25 protein-coding genes are annotated in these 26,061 nt (G+C 58.3%); 18 read left to right on the top strand and 7 right to left on the bottom strand.

The features are described 5' to 3' along the window. Positions 1–37: 37 nt before the first annotated feature. The 13 genes from HMPREF2724_RS07320 (at position 38) to HMPREF2724_RS07265 (ending at position 11,629) form a co-directional block, all read left to right on the top strand. Entirely contained in the window at positions 38–721 is a 684-nt protein-coding gene (locus HMPREF2724_RS07320) for a helix-turn-helix transcriptional regulator (RefSeq protein WP_061922363.1), read from the top strand. Between the two features lie 16 nt (positions 722–737). Then, positions 738–2,183: a Fe-S cluster assembly protein SufB gene (sufB, locus tag HMPREF2724_RS07315; protein WP_070588030.1), complete on the top strand. Its 1,446-nt coding sequence runs from the start codon at positions 738–740 to the stop codon at positions 2,181–2,183. Continuing rightward, complete coding sequence (sufD, locus tag HMPREF2724_RS07310) at positions 2,184–3,365, top strand: Fe-S cluster assembly protein SufD (RefSeq protein WP_070588027.1); 1,182 nt, start codon at positions 2,184–2,186, stop codon at positions 3,363–3,365. 29 nt (positions 3,366–3,394) lie between these two features. After that, positions 3,395–4,153, top strand: a complete 759-nt coding sequence (gene sufC / locus HMPREF2724_RS07305; protein ID WP_061922373.1) for a Fe-S cluster assembly ATPase SufC — start codon at positions 3,395–3,397, stop codon at positions 4,151–4,153. An 8-nt stretch (positions 4,154–4,161) separates the two neighbouring features. Continuing rightward, positions 4,162–5,406 (top strand): aminotransferase class V-fold PLP-dependent enzyme, encoded by a 1,245-nt coding sequence (locus HMPREF2724_RS07300; RefSeq protein WP_061922377.1) that lies wholly within the window; start codon positions 4,162–4,164, stop codon positions 5,404–5,406. Further along, positions 5,406–5,855: a Fe-S cluster assembly sulfur transfer protein SufU gene (gene sufU / locus HMPREF2724_RS07295; protein ID WP_061922380.1), complete on the top strand. Its 450-nt coding sequence runs from the start codon at positions 5,406–5,408 to the stop codon at positions 5,853–5,855. The genes HMPREF2724_RS07300 and sufU overlap by 1 nt, the downstream gene beginning before the upstream one ends. Beyond that, positions 5,856–6,263 (top strand): metal-sulfur cluster assembly factor, encoded by a 408-nt coding sequence (locus tag HMPREF2724_RS07290; protein WP_061922383.1) that lies wholly within the window; start codon positions 5,856–5,858, stop codon positions 6,261–6,263. Between the two features lie 122 nt (positions 6,264–6,385). Beyond that, on the top strand, positions 6,386–8,017 hold the full coding sequence (locus HMPREF2724_RS07285; protein WP_061922386.1) for an ABC-F family ATP-binding cassette domain-containing protein: 1,632 nt from the start codon (positions 6,386–6,388) through the stop codon (positions 8,015–8,017). Between the two features lie 53 nt (positions 8,018–8,070). Next, a complete protein-coding gene (locus tag HMPREF2724_RS07280; protein ID WP_061922389.1) occupies positions 8,071–9,009 on the top strand; it encodes a nucleoside hydrolase in 939 nt (312 codons plus the stop codon). 106 nt (positions 9,010–9,115) lie between these two features. Then, positions 9,116–9,865, top strand: a complete 750-nt coding sequence (locus tag HMPREF2724_RS07275) for a hypothetical protein (RefSeq protein WP_061922391.1) — start codon at positions 9,116–9,118, stop codon at positions 9,863–9,865. Beyond that, positions 9,862–10,095 (top strand): hypothetical protein, encoded by a 234-nt coding sequence (locus HMPREF2724_RS13220; RefSeq protein WP_246818229.1) that lies wholly within the window; start codon positions 9,862–9,864, stop codon positions 10,093–10,095. Before HMPREF2724_RS07275 ends, HMPREF2724_RS13220 begins: the two co-directional genes overlap by 4 nt. Before the next feature lie 191 nt (positions 10,096–10,286). Continuing rightward, on the top strand, positions 10,287–10,544 hold the full coding sequence (locus HMPREF2724_RS13215) for a hypothetical protein (RefSeq protein ID WP_246818228.1): 258 nt from the start codon (positions 10,287–10,289) through the stop codon (positions 10,542–10,544). A gap of 20 nt (positions 10,545–10,564) precedes the next feature. Next, a complete protein-coding gene (locus HMPREF2724_RS07265; RefSeq protein WP_168164878.1) occupies positions 10,565–11,629 on the top strand; it encodes an ATP-binding cassette domain-containing protein in 1,065 nt (354 codons plus the stop codon). Here HMPREF2724_RS07265 and HMPREF2724_RS07260 read toward each other — a convergent pair whose 3' ends face one another. After that, entirely contained in the window at positions 11,630–12,994 is a 1,365-nt protein-coding gene (locus HMPREF2724_RS07260) for a PFL family protein (RefSeq protein WP_061922400.1), read from the bottom strand. 2 nt (positions 12,995–12,996) lie between these two features. Next, on the bottom strand, positions 12,997–13,266 hold the full coding sequence (locus HMPREF2724_RS07255) for an ACT domain-containing protein (protein ID WP_049062390.1): 270 nt from the start codon (positions 13,264–13,266) through the stop codon (positions 12,997–12,999). A 118-nt stretch (positions 13,267–13,384) separates the two neighbouring features. Here HMPREF2724_RS07255 and HMPREF2724_RS07250 point away from each other — a divergent pair, with 118 nt between their 5' ends. Then, a complete protein-coding gene (locus tag HMPREF2724_RS07250; RefSeq protein ID WP_371440786.1) occupies positions 13,385–13,972 on the top strand; it encodes an SDR family oxidoreductase in 588 nt (195 codons plus the stop codon). Between the two features lie 5 nt (positions 13,973–13,977). Here HMPREF2724_RS07250 and HMPREF2724_RS07245 read toward each other — a convergent pair whose 3' ends face one another. Together HMPREF2724_RS07245 and can are read right to left on the bottom strand one after the other, a co-directional pair. Continuing rightward, positions 13,978–14,550 (bottom strand): TetR/AcrR family transcriptional regulator, encoded by a 573-nt coding sequence (locus tag HMPREF2724_RS07245; protein ID WP_061922406.1) that lies wholly within the window; start codon positions 14,548–14,550, stop codon positions 13,978–13,980. A gap of 154 nt (positions 14,551–14,704) precedes the next feature. After that, positions 14,705–17,521 carry an aconitate hydratase gene (gene can, locus HMPREF2724_RS07240; protein ID WP_210386687.1) on the bottom strand — a complete coding sequence of 939 codons (2,817 nt, stop codon included), beginning with the start codon at positions 17,519–17,521 and terminating at the stop codon, positions 14,705–14,707. A gap of 394 nt (positions 17,522–17,915) precedes the next feature. On the opposite strand from can, the gene HMPREF2724_RS07235 reads away from it, so the two are divergent. From HMPREF2724_RS07235 to HMPREF2724_RS07225, 3 genes are all read left to right on the top strand, one after another. Beyond that, complete coding sequence (locus tag HMPREF2724_RS07235; RefSeq protein WP_061922409.1) at positions 17,916–18,413, top strand: Rv1476 family membrane protein; 498 nt, start codon at positions 17,916–17,918, stop codon at positions 18,411–18,413. Between the two features lie 1,764 nt (positions 18,414–20,177). After that, positions 20,178–22,061, top strand: a complete 1,884-nt coding sequence (locus tag HMPREF2724_RS13210) for a DIP1281 family NlpC/P60 protein (RefSeq protein WP_070588021.1) — start codon at positions 20,178–20,180, stop codon at positions 22,059–22,061. Positions 22,062–22,091: 30 nt separating this feature from the next. Beyond that, positions 22,092–23,165 (top strand): ferrochelatase, encoded by a 1,074-nt coding sequence (locus tag HMPREF2724_RS07225; protein WP_070588018.1) that lies wholly within the window; start codon positions 22,092–22,094, stop codon positions 23,163–23,165. A 6-nt stretch (positions 23,166–23,171) separates the two neighbouring features. Here HMPREF2724_RS07225 and HMPREF2724_RS07220 read toward each other — a convergent pair whose 3' ends face one another. Next, complete coding sequence (locus HMPREF2724_RS07220; RefSeq protein WP_070588015.1) at positions 23,172–23,939, bottom strand: hypothetical protein; 768 nt, start codon at positions 23,937–23,939, stop codon at positions 23,172–23,174. 33 nt (positions 23,940–23,972) lie between these two features. Between HMPREF2724_RS07220 and HMPREF2724_RS07215 the strand changes: the two genes are divergently transcribed. Beyond that, complete coding sequence (locus HMPREF2724_RS07215) at positions 23,973–24,815, top strand: DUF3097 domain-containing protein (RefSeq protein WP_070588013.1); 843 nt, start codon at positions 23,973–23,975, stop codon at positions 24,813–24,815. On the opposite strand, the gene HMPREF2724_RS07210 is transcribed toward HMPREF2724_RS07215, so the two are convergent. Then, on the bottom strand, positions 24,812–25,384 hold the full coding sequence (locus HMPREF2724_RS07210; RefSeq protein ID WP_070588009.1) for a MarR family transcriptional regulator: 573 nt from the start codon (positions 25,382–25,384) through the stop codon (positions 24,812–24,814). The genes HMPREF2724_RS07215 and HMPREF2724_RS07210 overlap by 4 nt on opposite strands. Positions 25,385–25,503: 119 nt before the next feature. After that, the coding region (locus HMPREF2724_RS07205; RefSeq protein WP_070588006.1) for a TVP38/TMEM64 family protein at positions 25,504–26,061 on the bottom strand (558 nt) is incomplete at its 5' end.

Below are 26,061 nucleotides of genomic sequence, written 5' to 3'. Positions count from 1 at the left end.
AAATAGTCGTTCGCTTTCAAGACGGGAGGTGTAGCAGATGGTCCCAGAAAAGGAGACCAGGACCACTGAAGGCGATACCCGCCGCCAGGTCATGCTTCTCCTCCTTAAGGATGGGCCGGTTACGGCCTCGTATCTTGGCGAGCGCCTAGGTCTTTCGGCCGCCGGTATCCGCCGGCACTTAGACATTCTGGTGGAAGAAGAGCTCACGGAGGTGGTCCAGCGTAAGTCGCTCGCGGCTGGCCGCGGCCGCCCCGCCAAGCATTTCCGCCTCACAGACCGCGGGCGTGCACAATTCGGGCATGCCTACGACGCGCTGGCTTCCGATGCCCTGAACGCCCTAAGGGCGGCAGGTGGAGCCGAGGCCGTGCGCAGTTTTGCAAAGGCCCGCTTTGAAAAGCTCCTTGAGGACGTGCACCCGCTTATCGGGGAAGATGAGTCCGTAGAGGAAGTGGCCCAAAAGTTGGCTGCTGTCTTGGACGAACATGGCTATGCCGCGACCGTCAACAGTGCCGGTTTTGGTGTGCAGATTTGCCAGCACCATTGCCCAGTCGCCCATGTGGCTGCAGAGCATCCGGAACTATGTGAGGCTGAACAGGAAGTCTTTTCTGCCCTGTTAGGTAAACACGTGCAGCCCTTGGCTTCTATTGCAGATGGCCATGGAATCTGCACCACAAACATCCCCTTGACACCGGTTAACCAAGACCGGGAAACAAAGCATTAGACGAAAGGAGCGGGTTATGACTCAGGCACAACCGGCGCCAGGCCTCGAGACCAAGATGAGTGATGACGAGATCATCTCTTCCATCGGTGGTTACGAGTACGGCTGGCACGATTCCGACGAAGCGGGCCAGGCAGCTCACCGAGGACTCAGCGAGGACGTCGTCCGCGATATTTCTGAGAAGAAGAACGAGCCGGAGTGGATGCTGGAATCCCGTCTGAAGGCGCTGCGCATCTTTAACAAGAAGCCGGTTCCAACGTGGGGCCCGGATCTCTCCGCTATTGACTTCGACAACATCAAGTACTTCGTGCGCTCCACTGAGAAGCAGGCGCAGACCTGGGACGATCTTCCTTCTGATATCAAGGAGACCTACGACAAGCTGGGTATCCCGGATGCAGAAAAGAAGCGCCTGGTCTCCGGCGTTGCTGCGCAGTACGAGTCTGAGGTTGTCTACCACAAGATTCGCGAGGACCTGGAGGCCCAAGGCGTTATCTTCGTCGATACCGATACCGCAGTGCGCGAGTACCCGGAAATTCTCCAGGAGTACTTCGGCACCGTCATTCCGGCTGGCGATAATAAATTCTCCGCGCTGAACAATGCCTGCTGGTCCGGCGGCTCCTTTGTCTATGTTCCAAAGGGCGTGCACGTGGATATTCCGCTGCAGGCATACTTCCGCATCAACACCGAGAACATGGGCCAGTTCGAGCGCACCCTCATCGTCGTTGAGGAGGACGCTTATGTTCACTACATCGAGGGTTGTACCGCTCCTATCTACAACTCCGATTCTTTGCACACCGGCGTTATCGAGATCGTCGTGAAGAAAGGCGGCCGTTGCCGCTACACCACGATCCAGAACTGGTCCACCAACGTCTACAACCTGGTTACCCAGCGCGCAAAGGTGGAAGAGGGCGGCACCATGGAATGGGTCGATGGCAACATCGGTTCCAAGGTCACCATGAAGTACCCGTCTTGTTGGCTGACCGGCGAGCATGCCAAGGGCGAAGTTCTCTCTCTGGCTTTCGCTGGCGAGGATCAGGTCCAGGACACCGGTTCCAAGATGCTGCACATGGCTCCGCGTACCTCCTCCAACATCGTGTCTAAATCCGTCGCCCGCAACGGTGGCCGCGCGGCTTACCGCGGCCTGGTGCAGGTCAACGCGAACGCATCCAACTCCACCGCGAACGTCGAGTGCGACGCATTGCTCGTGGACAACAATTCGCGTTCCGATACATACCCGTATAACGACATCCGTAATGACCACGTGACCTTGGGCCACGAGGCAACGGTGTCCCAGGTTTCCGAAGAGCAGCTGTTCTCCCTCATGCCCCGCTGCATCGCGGAAGAGGAGGCAATGGCGATGATCGTGCGCGGCTTCGTGGAGCCAATCGCGAAGGAGCTTCCGATGGAGTACGCCCTCGAGCTCAACCGCCTTATTGAACTGCAGATGGAAGGATCGGTGGGCTAAGTGGTCGCATCTAACGAATTCAATCCGGCTGACGTCACCAAGGGCGATCAGTTCACGTCTTTCAATGTGGAGGACTTCCCAGTACCGCACGGTCGCGACGAGGTTTGGCGTTTTATCGCCCTGCGTAACTTGCGTGGCTTGCACAACGGCGAGTTCGCTCCGGCGGTAGCGCAGAAGATTGCTGTCAGCGCACCGGAAGGCGTTAGCTCCGAGACCGTCGCTGCCGACGATTCCCGCCTAGGCAAGGCAGGTGCTCCTGCAGACCGCGTTGCAGCCCAGGCATGGTCTTCCATGCCAGAAGCGCAGTTGGTCACCATCGATGCTGAGGCTCAGCTGGATAAGCCAGTGGAAATCACCATCACTGGCGCGGGTGAGGGCGTGACCTCCTTCGGTGCAACCTCCATCCAGGTGGGCCACCATGCAGAGGCCACCGTCGTGCTCAAGTATGTCGGTTCCGGCACCCACGCTGACAACGTTGAGTTCATCGTCGGCGACGGCGCCAACGTCACCGTTGTTGTCGACGCTGACTGGGAAGACAACGTGGTACACCTGGGCCACCAGGTTGCCTCCATGGGTCGAGATTCTGTTCTGCGCCACAACACCGCCATCTTCGGCGGCGAAATCGTGCGAATCGTTCCACGCGTTGCCTTTACCGCTCCAGGCGGCGACGCAGAGATGCTCGGCGTCTACTTCGCCGATGCAGGCCAGTACTTCGAGAACCGCCTGCTCGTTGACCACTCGGTACCGAACTGCCGCTCCCGCGTGTTCTACAAGGGTGCGCTGCAGGGTGAAACCCATGCTGACGGTTCCGCCGAGTCTGGCCGTGCTGAGGCGCGCACCTGCTGGGTTGGCGACGTACTGATCCGCAAGGATGCCACCAACACCGATACCTATGAGACCAACAACAACCTCATCCTGACTGAGGGTGCTCGCGCCGATGCGATCCCGAACCTGGAGATCCAGACCGGCGAAATCGTGGGGGCTGGCCACGCCGCAACCGTTGGCCGCTTCGACGACCTCGAGCTGTTCTACCTGATGTCCCGCGGTATCCCGGCTGCAGAGGCACGCCGCCTTATCATCCGCGGCTTCTTCTCCGAGGTCATCTCCCGCATTCCAGTTGAGTCCTTGCGCGAGGATCTAGAAACCCGCGTCATTGACGAGCTCGAAAAAATCAACGCCTAGAAACAATCCCCGAAAGCAGGTCTAACTCAATGTCTACCCTGGAAATCAAGAATCTCCACGCGCAGGTCCTCCCGAACGAGGAGGACGGTGAGGCCAAGGAAATCCTCAAGGGCGTCAACCTGACCATCAAGTCCGGTGAGACCCACGCCGTCATGGGCCCGAATGGCTCCGGCAAGTCCACCTTGTCCTACGTCATCGCTGGCCACCCGAAGTACGAAGTAACCGAGGGCGAGATCCTGCTCGATGGCGAAAACGTCCTTGAGATGGAAGTTGACGAGCGCGCACGTGCTGGCCTCTTCCTGGCCATGCAGTACCCAACCGAGGTTCCGGGCGTGAAGATGGCGCAGTTCATGCGCTCTGCCGTCACTGCTGTGCGCGGCGAGGCTCCGAAGCTGCGCGAATGGAACAAGGAGCTTAGCGAGGCACGTGAGAAGCTTTCCATCGATAAGTCCTTCGCACACCGTGCCGTCAACGAGGGCTTCTCTGGTGGCGAGAAGAAGCGCCACGAGGTTATGCAGCTCGATCTGCTCAAGCCAAAGTTCGCAATCATGGATGAGACCGACTCCGGCCTGGACGTCGATGCTCTGCGCGTTGTTTCCGAGGGCATCAACCGCTTCCAAGAGGAGACCAACGGCGGCATCTTGATGATTACCCACTACAAGCGCATCCTCAATTACGTGAAGCCGGACTTCGTCCACGTCTTCGCCAACGGCCAGGTCATCAAGACCGGCGGCGCTGAGCTGGCTGACCAGCTTGAAGAGTCCGGTTACGACCAATTCGTTAAGTAAGAAGGACAATGTCTAACTTCGACGTTTCTGCCATCAGGGAGCAATTCCCGATCCTGAGCCGCACCGTGCGCGACGATAAGCCGCTGGTGTACCTCGATTCGGGAGCTACGTCCCAGCGTCCGCTGCCAGTGTGGAAGGCGGAGGAGGAGTTCGTACTGGGCACGAATGCTCCGGTCCACCGCGGTTCCTATCAGCTGGCGGAGGAGGCGGACGACGCTTACGAGTCTGCTCGCCAAGCCATCGCGGCTTTCGTGGGCGCTGATCGTGATGAGATTGCTTTCACCAAGAACGCAACTGAGGCTCTCAACGAGGTTGCCTACGTGCTTTCCGACGAACGCGCAGGCGATCTGTACGTAGGCGAGGGCGACACCGTGGTCATTACCGAGCTGGAGCACCATGCCAATCTCGTGCCATGGCAGGAACTGTGTCAGCGCACCGGTGCGCAGCTGAAGTGGTATTCCATGACCGAAGACGGGCGCATCGATCTCGACTCCCTCGAGCTCGATGATTCCGTCAAGGTAGTGGCTTTCACCCATCAGTCCAACGTCACCGGCGCGGTGGCCGACGTCGACGAGCTGGTGCGCCGCGCCCGTGAGGTCGGCGCGTTGGTCGTCCTCGACGCCTGCCAGTCCGTGCCACACATGGCAGTGGATTTTCACGCGCTCGACGTCGACTTCGCTGCGTTCTCAGGCCACAAGATGTGTGGTCCGACCGGCATCGGTGCCCTGTACGGAAAGGCTGAGCTACTGGAAAAGCTCCCGCCTTTCCTAACGGGTGGCTCGATGATCGAAATCGTGAAGATGGATGAGACCACCTTCGCCGCGCCGCCGACTCGCTTTGAGGCGGGCACTCAGATGACCAGCCAAGTAGTTGGTCTTGGTGCGGCGGTGAAGTTCTTGTCTGAAATCGGCATGGACAATATCCATGCGCATGAGCAAAAACTCACCGCCCGCGCTCTGGACGGCCTGCAGCAGATCCCTGGCCTGCACATCGTGGGTCCGAAGGATACCGAAAGCCGCGGTGGTGCGGTCTCGTTCGTCGTCGATGGTGTGCACCCGCACGATCTGGGCCAGGTCCTAGATTCCCACGGCGTCGCGATCCGCACCGGCCATCACTGCGCGTGGCCGCTGCACCGTGCAGGCAACGTCAATTCGACTGCGCGCGCCAGCTTCTACCTCTACAACACGGAGGAAGAAGTAGATAAGCTCATCGAGGCCGTCAAGGCAGCACGCGAATTCTTTGGAGTGGAGTAATGAATCTAGATTCGATGTATCAGGACGTCATCCTGGACCACTATAAGAACCCGAAATTCGCGGGCTTGCGTGAAGGACAGGCCGAGGTTCACCACGTCAACCCATCCTGCGGTGACGAGATCACCTTGCGCGTGAAGCTTTCGGAGGACGGCAAGACCGTAAAGGATGTTTCCTACGACGCCGAGGGCTGCTCCATCTCGCAGGCCTCCACCTCCGTCATGGCGGAGGAGATCGTGGGCAAGTCCTTGGATGAAGCGCGCGCGAAGCTCGACGAGTTCGAAAAGATGGTCACCTCCCGCGGAGAAATCGAGGGCGACGATGAGATCATTGGAGACGGTGTTGCTTTCGGCGGCGTCGCCAAGTTTCCCGCCCGCGTCAAATGCGCTTTGCTCGGATGGAAGGCCTTTCAGGCCGCATCCATGGAAGCACTCAATGAACTGGAGAAATAAATGTCTGAACCAGTAGATCCATATCAGGATTCCAACGCCAATTTTTCCGGCAGCGGCGAGCGTCCACCGCAGACCGAGGAGCAGATTGCCAAGGCGTTTGATATCACCGAGTACATGCGCGACGTGATTGACCCAGAGCTGGGCATCAACGTCGTGGACTTGGGCTTGGTCTATGATGTCTGGCTCGAGGACGTCGACGGCAAGGAGACCGCCAAGATCAACATGACGCTGACCTCGCCGGCGTGCCCGCTGACCGATGTCATCGGCGAGCAGGTCGAGGCGGCTGTTGTGGGCAACAAGCTTGCCGACGCCGTCCAGATCAACTGGGTCTGGATGCCGCCATGGGGTCCGAACATGATCACCGAGGAAGGCCGCGAAATGCTGCAGGCCCTAGGCTTCGCAGTCTAGGCGAGCAATTTAAACTTCCGCATCTTGATAAGTCCCGCTGCCGAATGGCCGCGGGACTTATCTTGTTTTCTGGTTTTGGCTCAGCTATGACCTGTTAGCGCCGGTTGATAGACTGTTTCCTCGTGATTGTGACCAATGATTTCGAGGTGCGCGTGGGCGCACGTACGCTTCTCGACGCCCCTGGCCAGCACCTGCGTGTGCAGCCGGGCGACCGCATCGGGCTGGTCGGACGCAACGGTGCGGGCAAGACGACCACCATGCGCATCCTGGCAGGGGAGACCGAGCCCTATGGCGGGTCTGTCACGCGTTCCGGCCCCATTGGTTACCTGCCACAGGACTCCCGCGAAGGCAATATCGAGATCACCGCCCGTGAGCGCGTTCTCTCCGCCCGCGGTTTGGACGAGATCAAGCGCCGTATGGCAAAGCAGCAGGAGCTGATGGAGACTGCCACGGATGAGAAGTTCCGTGACAAAGCCATCCGCAAATACTCCCGCTTGGAGGAGGAGTACCACTCGTTGGGTGGCTACGAAGCAGACTCCGAGTGCGCGCAGATTTGCGATAACTTGGGCCTGCCGCAGCGCATCCTCGACCAGAAGTTGAAGACCCTGTCTGGCGGTCAGCGCAGGCGTGTGGAGCTGGCGCAGATATTGTTCGCGGCTTCGGCAGGCTCTGGTAAGTCCCAAACCACCTTGCTGCTGGATGAGCCAACCAACCACTTGGATGCTGACTCCATTACGTGGCTGCGCGGATTCTTGTCCAAGCACGAGGGCGGCCTCATCATGATTTCGCACGATGTGGATCTGCTTGAGGCAGTCTGCAACAAGGTATGGTTCCTTGACGCGGTGCGCGCTGAAGCAGACGTCTACAACATGGGCTTTAAGAAGTACCTGGATGCGCGCGCTACCGATGAGGCACGTCGCCGCCGTGAGCGTGCCAATGCGGAGAAGAAGGCTTCCGCCCTGCAGAAACAGGCGGCGAAGCTGGGTGCCAAAGCCACCAAGGCTGCTGCGGCTAAGCAAATGCTTGCGCGCGCCGATCGCATGATGAACGAGCTCGATGAGGTGCGCGTGGCCGATAAGGTTGCCTCCATCAAGTTCCCGGAGCCGGCGCCGTGCGGCAAGACCCCGATGAACGCGAAGGGCCTTACCAAGATGTACGGCTCGTTGGAGGTCTTTGCTGGCGTCGATCTCGCCATTGACAAGGGTTCCCGCGTGGTTGTTCTCGGTTACAACGGAGCTGGTAAGACCACGTTGCTGAAGCTGCTTGCGGGAGTAGAGCGCACCGACGGTGAGGGCGGCATTGTTTCCGGCCATGGTCTGCGTATCGGCTACTTCGCGCAGGAGCACGACAACATCGACCCGAACAAGACCGTGTGGGAGAACACCATTGAAGCCTGCCCGGACGCAGGCCAACAGGATCTCCGTGGCCTCCTCGGTGCCTTTATGTTCTCCGGCGACAAGCTGGAGCAACCCGCCGGTACCTTATCCGGTGGTGAGAAGACGCGTCTTTCGCTTGCAACTCTGGTTTCCTCGCGCGCAAACGTCTTGCTGCTGGATGAGCCTACTAACAACTTGGACCCGCAGTCGCGCGAACAGGTCCTGGATGCGCTATCCACTTACACCGGTGCGGTCGTCCTGGTCACGCACGACCCTGGTGCGGTTAAGGCCCTAAAGCCGGAGCGCGTGATCATCATGCCTGATGGCGACGAAGACATGTGGAGCGACGAGTACATGGAGATCGTCGAGCTAGCCTAGTTCGTTGGCCTATTCCACACCAAGGTTAAAAGGACCTATAGAGAGGAAAGCAGATGGCAGCACGCAAGGTCTTTATCGATTGTGATCCAGGCATTGATGATGCCTTGGCCCTGCTCTATCTCGCGGGGCTGCATCACGCCGGCGAGATTGAGCTGGTGGGAGTGACTACCACGGCCGGCAACGTCGATGTTTCGACCACCGCACGCAATGCTGCTTTCATCTTGCAGGTCTGCGGGCTGGGCGGCGTTCCCGTTGCGCCGGGCCATCCCGTCCCGCTCGAGGCGGAGCTGGTGACCACACCTGAAACTCATGGCGCTGCCGGTTTGGGTTATGTCAGCGCGCCGAAGTTTGAGCCGCACCACGATTGGCGCGAGCTTTGGCAGGCCGCAGCCGACGCCCGGGCCGAGCTCGTCGTCACCGGCCCGCTAACAAACGCCGCCTTGGCCGGCACTTCAGGATTTTCCAAGGTCAGCGTTATGGGCGGCGCGATTAACTATCGAGGCAATACCACACCCACGGCCGAGTGGAATTTCTGGGTGGACCCGCATGCGGCACAGCAATTCTTTGATGCTCTCCAGCGCGAAACAGTCAACGCTACCTTGTGCTCTTTGGAGGTCACCGAGCAATTCCTCATCGATCCACCACGCCTGGAGGCGCTGATGAAGGAGTTGGGGGAGCACCCCGTGAAGGCGCACCTTCCGGAGATCCTCCGTTTTTACTTCGAGTTTCACCGCGCGCAGGGCGAGGGATACCAAGCACAAATCCATGACCTTTTAACGTGCATGATTGCGCTCGAGCGCGTGGACTACCTAAAGCAAGAGACCACCGTGGCGGTCGAAGCGGATTCACAGTTGATGCGAGGAACCAGCGTCGCGGACTTGCGTGGGCATTGGGATCTGCCGCATAATGCGCGGCTCGTGCAGGCCGTGGATATCCCCGGCGCGCATGCTGAGTTTCTTCGCGCCGCGCGGATTTTGAGCAAGCACGCCTAGTCTGCCTATTATTGGTGCGTTGCCCGAGGTGACATAGGGCATTAAATCCAAAGCAGATCCGTTTGCTTTTCCTTCTTTCATTTCTTTTATCTGGAGAATTCTTTTTATGTCACAGTTATCTCTAACGCCTGCGCGCAAGGCTATGGTCCTGGCCGGCGGCCTTTTGGTTGCAGCGACGTGGATTTATCTGGTCCTCGTGCGTCCGACCTCTTGGGAATCAGTAGCCGGTTCGACCGAGGCACTCATTACCTTGGGCGGCTATGTGGGCGGTGCCGTGTTTTTGTTGGCAGGCACATTGCCTGTTCTTCCAGCCCGTACTATCGCGATCATTCCAGTAGCTCTGGTCTTAAACATCGTGGTAGGCGAGATCATCGGTTCTATCGGAGTGCCTTTGTATTTGGACGCGGTCGGCACGATCCTCGTAGCCGCTCTTGCCGGGCCAATCGCAGGCCTTGCCACGGGCACGTTGTCTTCGGTGGTGTGGGGACTCATCAATCCCGCAGCACTTCCGTTTGCGGCCGTTTCTGCAGCTACTGGGTACCTTTCCGGGTGGGCTATTTCCCACGGCGCGTTTAAGAAGTGGTGGCGCGTTGTTGCTTCTGGTGCTGTTATCGGCATCATCTCCGGCATGCTTGCGGCACCGGTTGCGGCTTTCGTTTATGGAGGAACAGCCGGCCTGGGTACGGGCGCTGTGGTCTCGCTTTTCCGCGAGTTGGGAAACTCTCTACTCGCATCGGTGACGTTGCAGTCCTTTATCTCCGATCCGCTCGATAAGATCATCGTGTTTTTGATCGTGTGGGCCACCGTCAAGGCATTGCCCAAGCGCACCCTGGAATCGCTGCGCCCTCAGCTATGATTCATCCCGCAACTATCTTCAGTGCGGCCGCATCAACGTGGTTTCTCGTCGTGGCGATCAACCAGCCCTGGCTTAGCTTTGTGCTGCTTAGCGTATGGCTTATATGCGGCACCATCTGGTCACGCTCCATCTCCGTGGTAGCGACCACCGCGGTATTGGCGCTTCCCGCTGCCGCCTCGATGGTGCTTATCCATGCGCCCTATGGTGATAATCGCCTCGCGCCCTTTTAACCAGTGACGGGCTGTGGCTTGCAGCTAAGCTTTCGCTGCGATTCGCCACGCTCATGGGATGCATCCTCGCTGCAGCGGCAGCACTAAAGGTAAGTGACGTAGCCAAATGGCTGCAAACCTCGCGGTTTGGACACAAGGCCGCATATGTTGTGGGGGCGTCGCTCCAATCATTGCCGCAGGGTGCTGCAACGGTGGCCGCAGTACGCGATGCTAACCGCCTCGCCGGGGCGAAGATTCACTTGGGCAATGTTGCACCCCGTGTCATCATTCCGGTCATCGCACGCTTGCTTACCCAAGGCGCAAGCCGCGGGCATGCGTTGGGAGCCATTGGCTTCGATACCCCGGGCAAACGTACAGTGCTGGTCCCCGTACCAGATAGTAAGTTCCAGCAAGTATTGCGCTGGACCTTGCCAGTATTTAGCATCTTGGGAGCGGTGATATGGAGCTAAAACCTGGTGAAATCCACCCCTTGAGGGTCGCTTTTGAGGAAAACGCCGATGAAGTGGCACAGGAACTCGCGCGGGAGTTAGGCGTAAATACTGTCATTGGTTCCTTTGCGGCTGCGCACGTTACTTTTCTGCGCGATACCGTGCGTGAGGGACTGGCTTTGGCCTTGGAGAACCAAGGCAGGCAGTGCGAGGAGATGGCCCAGCGTGTTGACGCCACGCTTGGCGATGTCGACCTTGATGGCACCCGCAATCCCGCCACGCTGTCGGGCGGTCAAACGCGTCGGCTCGCACTGGCACAAGTCGCCATCGCGCGACCGGAAATCCTGATTATTGTTGAGCCATGGGCCGGCCTAGACGCGCATTCCCGCGAACGCATCGCGGCCTACTTAGGAAAGTTGGATCAAACAGCCGTGGTGTTGGTCGAGCACGAGATGCAGATGCTCGCGCAGGACGGCCAAGAACTGGAAGCGATTGTTCCGTCTGGTGAGGCAATCGTTCTAGACGGTATTCAAGCCAAGCGCGGTGGCAGGCGCAGGCGGTGGTGGAACCTGAAACCTGTGGACTCCAAGCTTTTCACGGTAGGGCCGGTGGATTTGCGGTTGCAGCACGGCGCCGTGCTGTGGCTGCGCGGCGACAACGGCTCCGGCAAGACCACGCTGTTGCGCGCGATGGCCGGCCTCGACGGAAATGCTCCTGTGCATGCGAGCACATCGCTGGCTTTACAGTCGCCGCTAGATCAGATTATTGAACCCACCATCGCCCAGTGGATCGGGGAAGGGACTCTACCCGAAGAACTCTTGAGCCAGCTTTCCGCCGAGATTGCCTTCGATGATCATCCGCTGGACGTCTCTATGTCCCAGCTACGCGTAGCACAGATTGCCCACGTGGTGGCGCAGGGGCGCGAGGTCGTGATGTTGGATGAGCTAGACACGCTTCTCGACGCCCGGGGCACAACGTGGGTGCACCGGCTCATGCACCACGCTTTAGCAAGGGGAGCAGCCCTCGTGGTGACCTGCCATGAACCTCGTTTCGTAGAAGAAATTGCGGCTTATGCGCAGGTCACCTCTCTAGCTCTACGCTGCTGATTAATTTCGGAAGCCGTGGACCGGTGCCGGGATAAAGCCGCCGCGATTGACAAACGTAGAGTTGCCCACGGTGTTGACCGGGATGACCGGAGCGTATCCGAGCAGACCACCGAAGTTGACTTCGTCGCCAATCTTGGCACCCGGTACTGGAATAACGCGGACCGCGGTGGTCTTATGGTTCATCACACCGATGGCGGCTTCATCAGCAATCATGCCGGCAATAGTTGCCGCAGAGGTATCGCCAGGAAGCGCAATCATGTCGAAGCCGACCGAGCAGATTGCGGTCATGGCTTCCAGCTTGTCCATGGAGATGGCACCGGAACGCACTGCGTCGATCATGCCCTTGTCCTCGGAGACCGGGATGAAGGAACCCGAAAGGCCGCCGACGCGGGAACACGCCATCATGCCGCCCTTCTTCACTGCGTCGTTAAGCAGCGCCAGCGCGGCGGTAGTGCCGTGCGTGCCGACCTGGTCAAGGCCCATGTGCTCGAGGATGTGTGCCACTGAGTCGCCGAGCTCGGCCGTCGGTGCCAGGGAAAGGTCAATGATGCCGAAGGGAACGCCAAGGCGCTCGGAGGCCATGTTGCCCACGAGCTGGCCAGCACGCGTGATCTTAAACGCGGCCTTCTTGACCTCCTCGGCAACCTGATCCAGGGTGGCACCCTCGAGGTTGCCCAACGCACGGTCAACCACGCCGGGGCCGGAAACGCCCACGGAAACCACGCAATCCGGTTCCTCGATGCCGTGGAAGGCACCCGCCATGAACGGGTTGTCGCCCACGGAGTTTGCAAAGACCACCAGCTTGGCGCAGGCGATCGCCGACTGATACTTGGTCAGTTCGGCGGCCTCCTTGATGACCTCGCCCATGCGCTTGGCGGCATTCATGTTGATGCCCGCGCGGGAGGACGCGATATTTACGGAGGAGCACACGAGCTCCGTGGTGGACAGTGCCTCAGGGATCGAATTGATGAGCTTCTTTTCCGCGGTGGTGGCGCCCTTTTCCACGAGAGCAGAGTAGCCGCCGACGAAGTTGACGCCGGTCTCAGCTGCGGCACGGTCCAGGGCCTTGGCTACCTCGACCGGGTTGCCGTCGACACCAGCCACGATCAGGCTGACCGGGGTCACCGAGATTCGCTTGTTCACGATCGGGATGCCGAGCTCTTGCTCGATGCCTTCGCAGACTTCCACCAAGTGCTTGGCTCGCTCGGTGACCAAGTCATAGACAGCCTGTGCTGTAGCGTCCATAGAAGAGCGCGTGCAGCTAAGCAGCGAGATACCCATGGTGACGGTACGGATATCGAGACGGTACTTATCGATCATCTCGATCGTGTCGAGGATACTTACGGTATTAAAGCGATTGAGCATATCTAGATCTCGTTCATCGCTGTAAACAGCGCCTCGGATTGAACACGGATGGACTGGTTGATGTCTTCGCCCACCTTATTCATGCGCTCTTGAATCTGTTGGATCGAAACCTCAGATTCATCAAATTCCACGCGCAGAATCATGGTGAAGAAGCCAGACATCAAGGTCTGGGAGACGTCAACGATGTTGACTCCAAGTTCAGCGAGACTGGTTGTAACAGAAGCGATAATTCCGGTGCTATCCGCACCGGTAACAGTCATAATGGCAATCATGGATTAAATTCTATCGCTCTTCACGTACGGTGGGGGCCATGACTTTGACGAAAAAGAAAGTACTTTACATTGGCGGACACGGAAAGGTCGGTCTGCTTGCCACCCGAAGATGCTAAAAGTGGGCCACAACGTTCATTCGCTGATCCGCTCCGAGTCCCAAGTGGAGGAGATTGAAAACCTAGGCGCTACCGCAGTGCTGAAGGACATCACAAAGACCAGCGCCCAAGAATGGGCTGAGCTTTTCGCGGACTTCGACACCGTGGTGTGGGGTGCCGGTAACGGCGGCCGTGGAGGCGCAGACCTTACCTGGGCTGTAGATCGCGATGGCGCAATGGCAACTATCGACGCCCTAGAGCTGCTCAAAGCAGAGGGCAAAAAGGTACCTGATTACGTGATGATCTCCTACGTTGGCGCAACGCACAACGAGACCGATCCCAATGATGAGTCTTGGTACGCCTACGTTGAGTCAAAGAAGGCAGTAGACAACCGCCTGAATTCTTCTGAACTGAACTATGTCATCCTCGGCCCATCTGCGCTTACGGAAGAGCCAGCGGGCGGCATCGAGGTAATCGAGGATACGAATCCTCACGGCCAGACTAGCCGTGAGCTGGTTGCCGAGGTGATTACTGAAGTTGTTGGCCGCGAGAGCCTTCCGGCTAGCCCGTTGGCCTTCATCGATGGCGAGAATCCAGTCAGCAGTATTTAAGCCGGCTAGGCACCCGCTTTATCTTTACGGATGGTTTGCTCCACGAGGTCTAGCACAGCTCTAAGACCAGCGTGGTCACCGAGTGCTAGGCGGGAAATGAAGCCATCCATGAAGGTCTCGAGGTAGAGCACCAACGTGTCCACGCTGACGTCGTCGCGCATGCGACCTTCCTCAGCGTTGGACTGTAGGCGGGCACGGACTGCGTCGGAAAGCACCGATTGTTGGTCCACCCACCGCGCGCGGAACGAAGGATCGGTCCGCAGCAGCGATGAGATCTCCAACCGAGTAGCCAGCCAATCGTGGCGCTCTGGGTGGCGGAGCATCTCACTCATTACTTCGACCAAGCCGTTATTCGCAACGACCTCCGCCTGGCGGGCAGCGTCTTCACGCGCCAGCGCCAAGAACAATGACTCTTTGTCGCCAAAGTGGTGGAAGATGGCGCCGCGGGACTTGCCCGTGGCCTCTTCTAGAAGGCGGACCGTAGCTCCCTCGTAGCCATGCTCGGCGAAACACTTGCGTGCACCAACGAGGATGTCATGTCGACGTCGGTTGAGCTCAGCATCACTCACGATGGGCATAGAAAATCCGTTTCTTCTAGATAGCAAGTTAGAAATATTTAGTTCTAACCGGAGCTTGGATTCCCCCGGTCAAGTCTAAAAGGGGGACCGCAAGATAACTTGCGATCCCCGCTCTACCTAGGGTTTTACCTAGGAATTAGATGGTGTGAAGACCTTAAGCCTTAACCATCTGGCGCAGCACGTACTGCAGGATGCCGCCGTGGCGGTAGTAGTCGGCCTCACCCGGGGTATCGATGCGGACCTTAGCGTCGAACTCGACGGACTCGCCAGACTCCTTGGTAGCGGTCACGTGAACCGACTTCGGGATGCCACCCTCGTTGAGAGCGGAGATGCCTTCGATGTCGAAGGTCTCGGTGCCATCCAGGCCGAGGGACTCGTGGGACTCGCCCTCCGGGAACTGCAGCGGGATAACGCCCATACCAATGAGGTTGGAGCGGTGGATACGCTCGAAGGACTCGGTAATGACAGCCTTGACGCCAAGCAGGTTGGTGCCCTTAGCAGCCCAGTCACGGGAAGAACCGGTGCCGTACTCCTTGCCAGCGATAACAACCAGCGGAATGCCAGCTGCTTTGTAGTTCTCGCAAGCGTCGAAGATGAAGGACTGCGGTGCGCCTTCCTGGGTGAAGTCGCGGGTGTAGCCACCAGCAACGTCGACCAGCTGGTTCTGCAGACGGATGTTGGCGAAGGTACCACGCATCATGACCTCGTGGTTACCACGACGGGAACCGAGGGAGTTGTAGTCCTGACGCTCAACGCCGTTTTCATCCAGGTACTGAGCAGCAGGGGTGCCCGGCTTAATGGAGGAAGCAGGGGAGATGTGGTCGGTGGTGACGGAATCGCCCAGCTTGGCAAGAACGCGAGCGCCCTTGATGTCCTCGACTGGGGTCGGCTCTGCCGGCATGCCGTCGAAGTACGGTGCCTTGCGGATGTAGGTGGAGTCGTCGTTCCAGTCGAAGGTCTCGCCCTCTGGCACATCGAGGGAGCGCCATGCATCGTCACCCTTGAAGACGTCAGCGTAGTCAGCCTCGTAGAGCTCGCGGGAGATTGCCTTCTGGATGGTGTCCTCGATCTCCTCGGAGGAAGGCCAGATGTCCTTCAGGAAGACATCGTTGCCGTCCTGATCCTGACCCAGAGCCTGGGTGTCGAAATCGAAGTCCATGGTACCAGCAATAGCATAAGCGATAACCATGATTGGGGAAGCCAAGTAGTTCATCTTGACGTCCGGGGAGATACGTCCCTCGAAGTTACGGTTACCGGACAGGACTGCGGTTGCAGCCAAGTCATGCTCGTTGATGGCAGCGGAGATCTCCTCCGGAAGCGGGCCGGAGTTGCCGATGCAGGAGGTGCAACCAAAGCCGGAGAGGTAGAAGCCCAGAGCCTCAAGATCTTTCCAGAGGTCTGCACGCTGGAAGTAACCGTCAACAACCTGGGAACCCGGTGCACAGATGGTCTTAACCCATGGCTTGGAGGTCAGGCCCTTTTCAGCAGCCTTGCGGGCGATGAGGCCAGCGCCAACCATGACGGATGGGTTAGAGGTGTTGGTGCAAGAGGTGATAGAAGCGATTGCAACCATGCCGTGGTCCAGGGTGTACTCGCCGCCATTAGGGGAGGTGACGGTAACTGGGTTGGACTGACGGCCGGAGCCACCCTTGGCTGCGGACTCGCCGTGACCCTCACGGGAGTTGTTCAGACCGCCGGTGACGTCAACGAGTGCCTCGTCAGCGTCGCCCTCGGAGGTCATGCGCTTTGCCTCAAGGGAGGACTCGTCAACGACGACGTCGCCAGTTGCGTAGGTAGGCAGATCCTTACGGAACTGCTCCTTAGCCTCGGACAGCAGGATGCGATCCTGTGGGCGCTTTGGACCAGCGATGGAAGGAACAACGGTGGACAGGTCCAGCTCGAGGTACTCGGAGTACTCTGCCTCTGGAGCGTCCTGCTCCAGCCACATGCCCTGCGCCTTGGCGTAAGCCTCGACGCGCTCGATCTGCTCCATTGGGCGACCGGTGAGCTCGAGGTACTTGATGGTTTCCTCGTCAATCGGGAAGATTGCGGCGGTGGAGCCGAACTCTGGGGACATGTTGCCGATGGTTGCGCGGTTAGCCAGCGGAATGGACTTAACGCCATTGCCATAGAACTCAACGAACTTCTGGACAACACCGTGCTCGCGGAGCATCTCGGTGATGGTTAGAACGACGTCGGTTGCAGTAACGCCGACTGGGATCTCGCCGGTCAGCTTGAAGCCGACAACGCGCGGGATAAGCATGGAGACCGGCTGGCCGAGCATTGCAGCCTCAGCCTCGATGCCGCCAACACCCCAGCCCAGGATGCCCAGGCCGTTTTCCATGGTGGTGTGGGAGTCGGTACCGATACAGGTATCTGGGTATGCGACACCGTCGTTGTCGAAGACGACGCGGGACAGGTACTCGATGTTGACCTGGTGGACAATGCCGGTTCCCGGTGGGACAACGCGGAAGTTGGAGAAGTTCTCAGCACCCCATCGCAGGAACTGGTAGCGCTCCTGGTTGCGCTCGTACTCAATTTCAACGTTCTTCTCGAGCGCTTCTGCGGAACCGAAGGCCTCAACGATAACGGAGTGGTCGATGACCATCTCTGCCGGGTTCAGCGGGTTAACCTGCTCTGGCTTGCCACCCAGAGCGGAGATTGCCTCACGCATGGTGGCGAGGTCGACTACACACGGAACACCGGTGAAGTCCTGCATCAGCACACGTGCCGGAGTGAACTGGATCTCGGTGTCCGGCTCAGCGGACGGATCCCAGTTAGCAAGTGCGTTGATGTGATCCTTGGTTACATTCTTGCCGTCCTCGTAGCGCAGCTGGTTCTCAGCAAGCACCTTCAGGGAGTAAGGCAGCTTCTCCAGGCCAGCGACTGCGTTGATGTCAAAGTAGTCATAGGACTTGCCGTTGACGTCAAGAGTCTTCTTGGCACCGAAGGAGTTTAGGCTTTCAGTCACAGGGAGCTCCATTCCTTGTTTGTCAGAACAAAAGTTCATGGTTTCCAGCTCTACCGCCTTAAAGGTAAGCCGCCACTTTCCATGTTCACATATATGGTTCACATATATATGAGGAATAAGGCGCTTGCGTTTAAGGCCAAGGCGCTGGAAACGAGAAGAACGCGAAGGTTCGGAAACCAGTCTAATGGTTTCGACCGACGACCGTGTCAACTATAACAGTACGAGCGTTCTGTTTCACCTTTTGGGAAGGTTTCGCGCGTCACATAGGCAATCCTGATGATGGCAGCGTTACTTTATGAATCGAAGCTGCTTGCTCACAGGCGCCCATGGGCTGCTATTTATAGGGTGGGTTACGGCAAGGCAGCATTAGCAACCGAAGTAGAGGAGGGGAGCAATGAGTGCGGAAAGCGCTGAGTCTCCGGCGATCGATATCGCTGACCTCGCCGCGCAGCTACGCGCGGATGGCTCCGCCTTTACTAATACGGACCTGGCCAACGATCAATCCGTCCAGGACTCCATTTCTGCGGCGTTGCATGCCGGCCATGGCGTTGCTGTTGTGGATGACTACACCGCCACTGCGGCAGAAAGCCGCAACCTTGCCGTCGATCTTCAAAATGCCACGGGATTAGACACCGTCATCGTTCAAGTGCCTTCGCATGTCTCTGCCGTGAGTGGCTCGCTGTCGCGTGCGGAACTCGAAGCAGTGCAACGCAAGATTCCTAGGGGCATCGATCAGGTTGAGCTCCTTGAACGCTTTTACGACGGCATAGATCGGTTTGACGTCCATTCGGTGATTCTCACCGCCTTTATGGTGGTGCTCGCGCTCGCCGTTGCTTGGATAGCTTTCAGGTCTGCATCAAGGCGTGAAACGCGTTCCGAGAAAATGGGCTAGGCCCAACGGTGGGACGATTGTCCGCCGAACCTCGGTTCAACCGAAGCTCGAAGATTTCTCTCGTTTTCAGCGTTTCGGAAACTATGAGACTTAGATTTGTTCGAAAAACTATCCCCAGAACCTGAGTGAACCGTCGGGGTCACCGGGTGCCGAATGAGGGGAACCGTGCGGTTGCAATCAACCCGAAAGTTGGCCATCAAATTTACCGATCTGGCTACACCTGAGTCATCGATCTCGCGCGGATCTGGACCTCAATCCGTTGGGAATTTGCCTCCCATTTAACGCTGGGCGAGGCGATCGTTTTGCGCCCTTTAGTTAAAGCGGAAACCAATCCATGCCCATCTGGTGGCTATGGGATTGTGGACATCTGGGCGCCGGCGGATGTCGAAATTGGTCTGGCGAGTGTCAAATTCCAAGAGTGGGGTAGGGGATCTAGTCAACCACCCTGACTTGACAAGCGGTGGGGGAGGGGCTGCTAAAGGGGGTTTGCGTGGAGATTTCACTAGTAGTGTGATGAAGCACACAATCACGGGAAGGTAACAAAATTATTGCAGGTTGGCTGCCTTTGTAACGTCATGTGGCGCGACTTGACTGGAGTGAATTTTGAGGAAAGTGTGCGCGACGGTGTGTCGGTGACGTATGGTTCAAATATCGACTCACGGGTTGATTCTTGTTCCATACGTTCATGGGCCAAGCCTTGACTCTCAATCGAGATGACACACGGGTATGTGGGGAAGCACGCCACGAGTGGAAATCGCGGGATTGAGGTTCGCCGCCTGGCTCACGATGAGCAGATGGGATGGGGCCTAGTTGTTTGAAGCCCTGACGCATAACGCTTTAAGGCGCGAGCCTTTAACTCTGTTGCGTGTCGGAGACAGCGGCGTCGTAAAGCAGCGCTGGCTTATTTCGAACACACCTGGCACCCCAAGAACGATTCGTCGAAGCCGATTCCAGTGTTCGAATTTTTTAAGAATTGACACACCCACATTCCGATTGGGGACAAGCAAGCCGGTTGGTCTTGTCGTCGCCTCACCGGGTGCCGGTGCAGCTTCAGCCTTCTGGGGCGAGAAGCTTCTGCGGGTTCTCGGTAAGGGGATGGCAATGTGATCGGCATAGCGAGTTACTCGTAGGGCTAGCTTCGTGCGGCCCGTTCAAGGTTCGTGGATTTTGCTTTCCGCCCTCCCGACCGCGCGCAAGCGCAACGGAATTGCGGCGACGGCAGGCCACGGATTTTAGAGCGGTTCATACGGGGTTAAGACGCGAGTTCAACACAGCATTGCTTCTCCCGCGCCTGTGATCGGCGCATAAACGTCACGCATTTTCACCGTAGGCACAACCTGCCTAAAGGTTGTACTGCCAGGGCGGTGTACGCATCGAATGCGTATATCTGCACCTACTCCAAGGCTGCCTGGTGCCGGGTAACGTGCCCCTAACTTTTGCCATTGTGCGATTAGGTAAAAGAGTTCAAAGGGGTGCGCTAGTTAAGACATGCGCTTTTAAGCTGGCTTAAGTTAAGTCCCGGGCATTCCTATATCTAAATCAACAGTGTAAACCCGCTAGCTTTCTGCCAGCCAGCTCGCTGACAGGCGCATCTGTATCTTGTGCCGAGGTGGATGCTCGAAGGCTACCTCGCCGGTCGCAGGCGAGGACTCTCATAGCTTCTATCGGGTTTGGCTGGGCTGATTGTGGCTGATTGTGTAGGGATGAGCTTTTGCATGACGTGAAACAATTCGGCGAAGCGTGGGTGTCTAGGAGATACTTCTCGTGGCCACCATCTTTAAGTACGGCTCTCGGCGTCTGAAGACGCTGTTAGTCACCGTCGCAACCACCGCGACGCTATCTACCGTTTCCACCCTTGCTCCGGTTGCCGCCCAGGCGGAAGAACCGGTCAACATCCAGTCCTTGCTTTCCTCGAAAGATGCATCTGTCGCTGACCTTGCTGGCGCCATTGCCACCATTGAAGAGCAGATTGCGAAGCTCGAGGGAGAAATTGGAATGCGACGTGAGGCAGTAAACCGTGCCTTGGTCGACCTCCAGGACGCGCGTACGGAAGCCGCTCAGGCTCGCCGTGGCACCACTGCGGCGCGTGGTGAACTCGATTCCGCACAGTCGGAAGTCGAAAAGGCTCAGAAGAAGCTCAATGAGCTTTCGCGTACTGCTTACCGCCGTGCCAATACTTCTGACGCTGTCTCCACGGCTGCGGGAAATGACGCGCGCGGCGAGATGCTGGAGCGCCAGACCTATCTGCATACGCAAACCAAGGATCAGCAGGCGGTCTTGGATCGGTTGGAGCGAGAGCGCACTGAGAAGGCGAACAAGGAATCGCAGCTTCGCAAGACCCAGGAGTTGGCACAGCTGCGCGAGGAAAAAGCTACCGAGGCTGAGGCCCAAGCGCGTCAAACCCTGGAAGAAAGCCAGTCGAACGTGGCCGAGTTTTCCTCCGAGCGCGAGAGCTTGCTAAAGCAGCGCTCCCAGGTGCAAAATGCGCTAAATCAAGCCAAAGAGCTAGATTCCAACGAGTCTAAGACTGGAGAGTCTGGCTCAAACGTCCAGTCAAATAACTTGACCAAGAGGAAGGCTCAGACCGATAGCGCGGCTACTTCGCAGGCGCCGGCAGCAGGCTCCCAGGAGTCCGCGGCGGCAAGCAATGCTGCGGGCGCAACGCAGTCGACGTCGGAAAGCGCCTCTGCGAATGCTAATGCCAACGGTGGCGAAGCGGCGCTTGCTCCTGACGCTTCTGCGGCGGAGTCATCTACATCTGCTACCGAGTCTGACTCGATGATGCAGGGCGGCGAGCCAGATTCCGTAACCCGGGACTTCCGTGCGGATAAGTCGGGCTCGCAGCTTAGCGCGAGCGACGTCCAGAAGGCAGCGGAGGCGGCCCAGGAGCTGTCTTCGGATCCGAACGTGCAAAAGCTTTCCTCCGAAGGTTTCAGCATGCAGGGTTCTTCCGTTGACTCCTCGACGCTGGCGCTCGCGGGCACCGCAATCGGTGCGGCTGCTGCGATTGTTGGTGCGGCTCAGCCAAATCATACGGGCTTGACCCAGGAGGAGCTGGACTCGCTGGCGCAGGGTTCTTCGCAGCTCGCAGCTCTCCAGGGCGGCAGCACCACCAGCAACACCGAGGACGATGAATTGACCAATGAGGTCTCTGACGTCCTAGGCGAGTTGGACACCACGGATGATGTCACGGAAGAAGCAACGAACGCGCTTGGCGACGCCGACCGCAGCGCGAAGATTGAAGCGGTCATTGCCCGTGCAAAGTCCCAGATCGGCATGCCCTATGCATGGGGCGGTGGCAACGCGAACGGCCCCACCAAGGGAATCCGCGACGGCGGCGTGGCTGACTCCTTCGGCGACTACAACAAGGTCGGCTTCGACTGCTCTGGCCTTACGATGTACGCCTTTGCCGGTGCCGGCATCTCCTTGCCACACTACACCGGCTACCAGTACCAGAAGGGTACTCAGGTCCCAGCTAGCGAGATGCAGCGCGGCGACCTTATCTTCTACGGGCCCGGCGCAAGCGAGCACGTAGCTATCTATCTTGGCGACGGCACTATGATTGAGGCCCCTCAGTCTGGATCTAACGTTCAGATTTCTCCTGTGCGTTGGTCCGGAATGACGCCTAATGTCGTGCGCCTCCTCTAAGCCCCAACCTTTGGTTGGTAAAATTGCGGTATGACTGACGCACAACAGCTTTCCCGCAATTACGACGCCCTCCTCGTTCTTTCTTTCGGTGGCCCGGAAGGAAACGAGGAGGTCGTTCCGTTTTTGGAGAACGTTACCCGCGGGCGCGGCATTCCACGTGAGCGCCTTGAGGTAGTGGGCGAGCACTATTTCCATTTCGGCGGCGTAAGCCCGCTCAACAAGCTCAACCGTGAAATCATCGACCATGTCGAGCAGGAGCTGAAAAAACGCGGACATAATCTACCTGTCTACTTCGGTAACCGCAATTGGCACCCATTCGGCACCGAGACAGTGGAGCGGATGGCTGCCGACGGCGTGCGTAACGCCGCCGTTCTCGCAACCTCTGCGTGGGGCGGTTACTCTGCCTGCCGCCAGTACGACGAGGATATTCGCCAGCTGCGCGAGCATCTCGCCGAAAAAGGCCTGCCTGAGATTGAGTTCACCAAGATCCGTCAGTTCTACGATCACCCGAAGTTCATCGCAGAGATGACGCAGGCGGTAAAGGATGCCTATGCCAAGATCCCAGAGGGCAAGCAGGCACGCATGCTCTTTACTGCGCACTCCGTACCTACCGCGCACGATAACGTCGGTGGCGGCGAAGGCGATAAAAATATCTACTCCCGCCAGGTCGCCGAAGCCTCCCGTCTCGTGGCAGAAGCCGCAGGTGTAGCTGACTATGACTTGGTCTGGCAGTCGCGTTCCGGCAACCCAAAGACCCCATGGCTCGAGCCCGATATCGTCGACCACACCACCGAAATCCATGACAAGGATGGCGTTGAGGCGATCGTCGTTTGCCCGATCGGCTTCATCTCTGACCATATGGAGGTTGTATGGGACCTCGATACGGAGCTTAAGAAAGCGGCCGGTGACATGGGTGTGCTCGTTGAACGTACCCGTACCGCTGGCCCGACCGATTCCTTTGCATCGATGATCGTGGATCTTATTGAGGAGCTCGAGCAGGATAAGCAGTGGGAGAGCATTGGCAACGTCACCGTTCAAGGCTGTACTACCAACGGCGCTCCCTGCGCTGAGGGCTGCTGCGATATTTGGTCGCTGCGTAAATAATGGCCCTTAGCGGCTGAAATCCGAAAGCGCGTGTGCAACGCCCGCCATACGCGCTTGACGGATGTGCCGCCACAGACCTAAAAGGTGATGATCGAGGCTGTGATCGTTCATTCTTTCCGTCACGGTTTCGATAATCGCTCCCACGCGGTCTGCACGGGCGAAAAGCTTTGCGGCCCGCGGTGATACTGATCGTGGAAGTCCCGGAGTGTCATAAAAATCGCTGAGGCTGCCTACGGTAAGCCGTGGATTATGCAAAGCATCCGATTTATAGCCCGCAGCTTCGATGAGTATTGCGGCTTGGTTGGTTGCCTTGCTGAGCAGCTCGTCAGCCTCGCCCGGACTCAGCCACGCAGGTGCAGGCAAGGGCAGTTCCTCCTCGAACACGTGCCAAGTGGTGCTGGAGTTTCCATAGTGGGGCACGAGCACTAAGTGGCGGTTGTGATCATTGGTACGCACAACGATTGCGCCCGCATCGCTTGCGGCCGCCGCCTTCCATGATTTCGAGCCTGCCGGCAAAAGCGGGGACTCACCCGGCCCGGAAAGGACAAGACGCAGCACGGGTTCGAGCTCGCCGTTTTGCACAATCGCGGAAGTTTCTGCCCGCAGGTAAGCTAGCAAATCCACAAAGGGTGCTTCATCCTCCATCACATGCAAGCCACCGAGCTCCTGCATCGCATCCAAGAGATCGTCCGTGGACTCGTGTCCCCACAGCCAGGCGCCCAGCCAGACTGCGGTGTTTTGTAAAGGAGACCAAACCTCGGCGCGCATATCCATGACGGCAAAGTTTAGTAGATAGACTTTTGGCCCATGAGTATCGATCCATACGGCGGCGACATCTTTGCAGGCCATAAGCGCGCACAGAAGAAGGAGTACCCAAAGGTTCCAGCAGAACCTGGAATGGTTGTTGAGGTACGTGGCGACGACTTTGTCGGCGCAGTGATGGGCGTAGACAAGACCGTGTTCGGTCAAGTAGTCCGCCTCGAGGATCGTTACGGAAAAGAGCGTGTTTTCAACTTGGTGGAAGGCGGCTTCCTGTTGGAGGGGCAGCCGGTCACCCTGACGCGCTACGTCGAAAAGCAGGCCCCGCAAAAGTCCAACTCCGGTTCGCGGCGGGTGGCCAATGTTGAGGCAAAGGTTGCGGCACCCTCGCGCATCTGGGTTGAGGGCATTCACGACGCCGCGATTGTGGAGAAGGTCTGGGGCCATGACCTGCGCGTTGAGGGCGTGGTAGTCGAATACCTGGAGGGTCTAGACAACTTGGAAGAACGTCTCGCCGAGTTCCAGCCTGGCCCTGGCCGGCGCGTCGGCGTTCTGGCAGACCATCTAGTCGAAGGTTCTAAGGAAACCCGCCTTACCCAGAGTGTGGGCGAGCACGTGCTGGTAACGGGCCATCCTTTTATCGATATTTGGGCGGCGGTAAAGCCCGAGCGTCTGGGGCTTCGCGAATGGCCGGAGGTGCCATACGGTGAGGATTGGAAGACGGGCATCGCTAAGCGCGTGGGCTGGTCTGACCCGAAGGAAGGCTGGAGCCGAGTATATACCGCCGTCACTACGTTCCGAGATCTAGATCCGACGCTGATTGGAGCAGTGGAAAGGCTGGTCGATTTCGTGACCACGCCGGAGCTTTCGAAAGCTGACCTCGGATATTAAAGAGTATCGGCGCGCTCAATGATGTTGACCGCCAGCTGCCAACCCGCCATCTCGGCGGCCCAACCAGCGGCCTGCAGACGCTGCGACATTGCCTGCTTGGAGATGCCGAGTTCCTCGGCCGCCTCATTCTGATTTAGCCCAGCGCGCACTAGCGAGGTTGCCTCGCGGCCCTCAATCGTGCGCTTGTGGAGCACGAATCCAAGCAAGGCAAAGGTGGCGGCGATATCGTTAGCTTCCGAAGCGCGCCCTCGCTTGCTGATCTTGGCGTATCCCTGGCCCGCGCGCGCCGAGCCTTTCAGCGCGGCAGTGGCCACCTGACGGGCAGCGTCTTCGTCGCCGCGTGCTCCGGGGGATACGCCGATGCCGATGGCCCAGTCACCGTCGGCAAGCAGCGCCATGACAACGTCACACACGGAGGACGCAGAGTGCGCCACCGCGCAGATGTCCTCGACACCCAGGACGTGGAACTCACCGACTCCGTCGAGCGTGGAAAGGGCGGTGGCGGATCGCTGCACCAGTTCCGCGCGGCGTACCGAACGGCCGCGATAACGTGCGTGTACAGCGAGCATTGTGCCTCCTAGGGTCGAAGAATATTCAAAGCGAAGTGCTAATCAGCATAGCGTCCATAAAGTCTATAGGTGAAACTTGACTCGCCGGTCTTTGGCTTTCATGGCGTTTGAGGGTTTAACTAGGGGCGCATCGGCAACTTGGCGTCGAGAACCAAGCCTGCGACGCCTATGGCGGCGAGAAAGGCAATGGCGACGAAGATCCAAGGCTCCGATTGGCCGGTCAGGGTATCACCGAAGAATACGCCGATTGCGGTGGTAGGAATGGAGCCCACAAGTGTGGCTACGGTGAATTGGCCGACTGGGATAGGGGTGAGCGCGGCGACATAATTGAGGAGGGAAAAAGGCACGCCTGCCACCATTCGCAAGCTTGCGATGGCAAGCCACCCGCGCCTTTCTAACCTCGTGTTGATTTTGAAGACCGCAGGGTGGGTTAGGTGCGGGCGAATCCAGTCGCCGAGGAGAAGGCGAACGATGAAAAGCGAAAGCACTGCAGATACGGTCAATGCCGCAAGAGAGATGCTAAGACCGAGCCAAGGGCCGAATAGGATACCTGCAGCCACGGTCCAAAAGGTACGGGGCAGCGGAAATTGCGTAAATATGACATAACCTAGGAAGAAGGCGATAATGAACCAGGTGCCCATATTCTCGGCCCAGGAGCGCAGGGCGGTGATGTCAGG

The sequence above is a fragment of the Corynebacterium sp. HMSC071F07 genome, assembly GCF_001810285.1.
Classification (GTDB): domain Bacteria; phylum Actinomycetota; class Actinomycetes; order Mycobacteriales; family Mycobacteriaceae; genus Corynebacterium; species Corynebacterium simulans.
The sequence above is the reverse complement of the archived record's forward strand: the minus strand, read 5'-3'. Positions and strand labels throughout refer to the sequence as shown.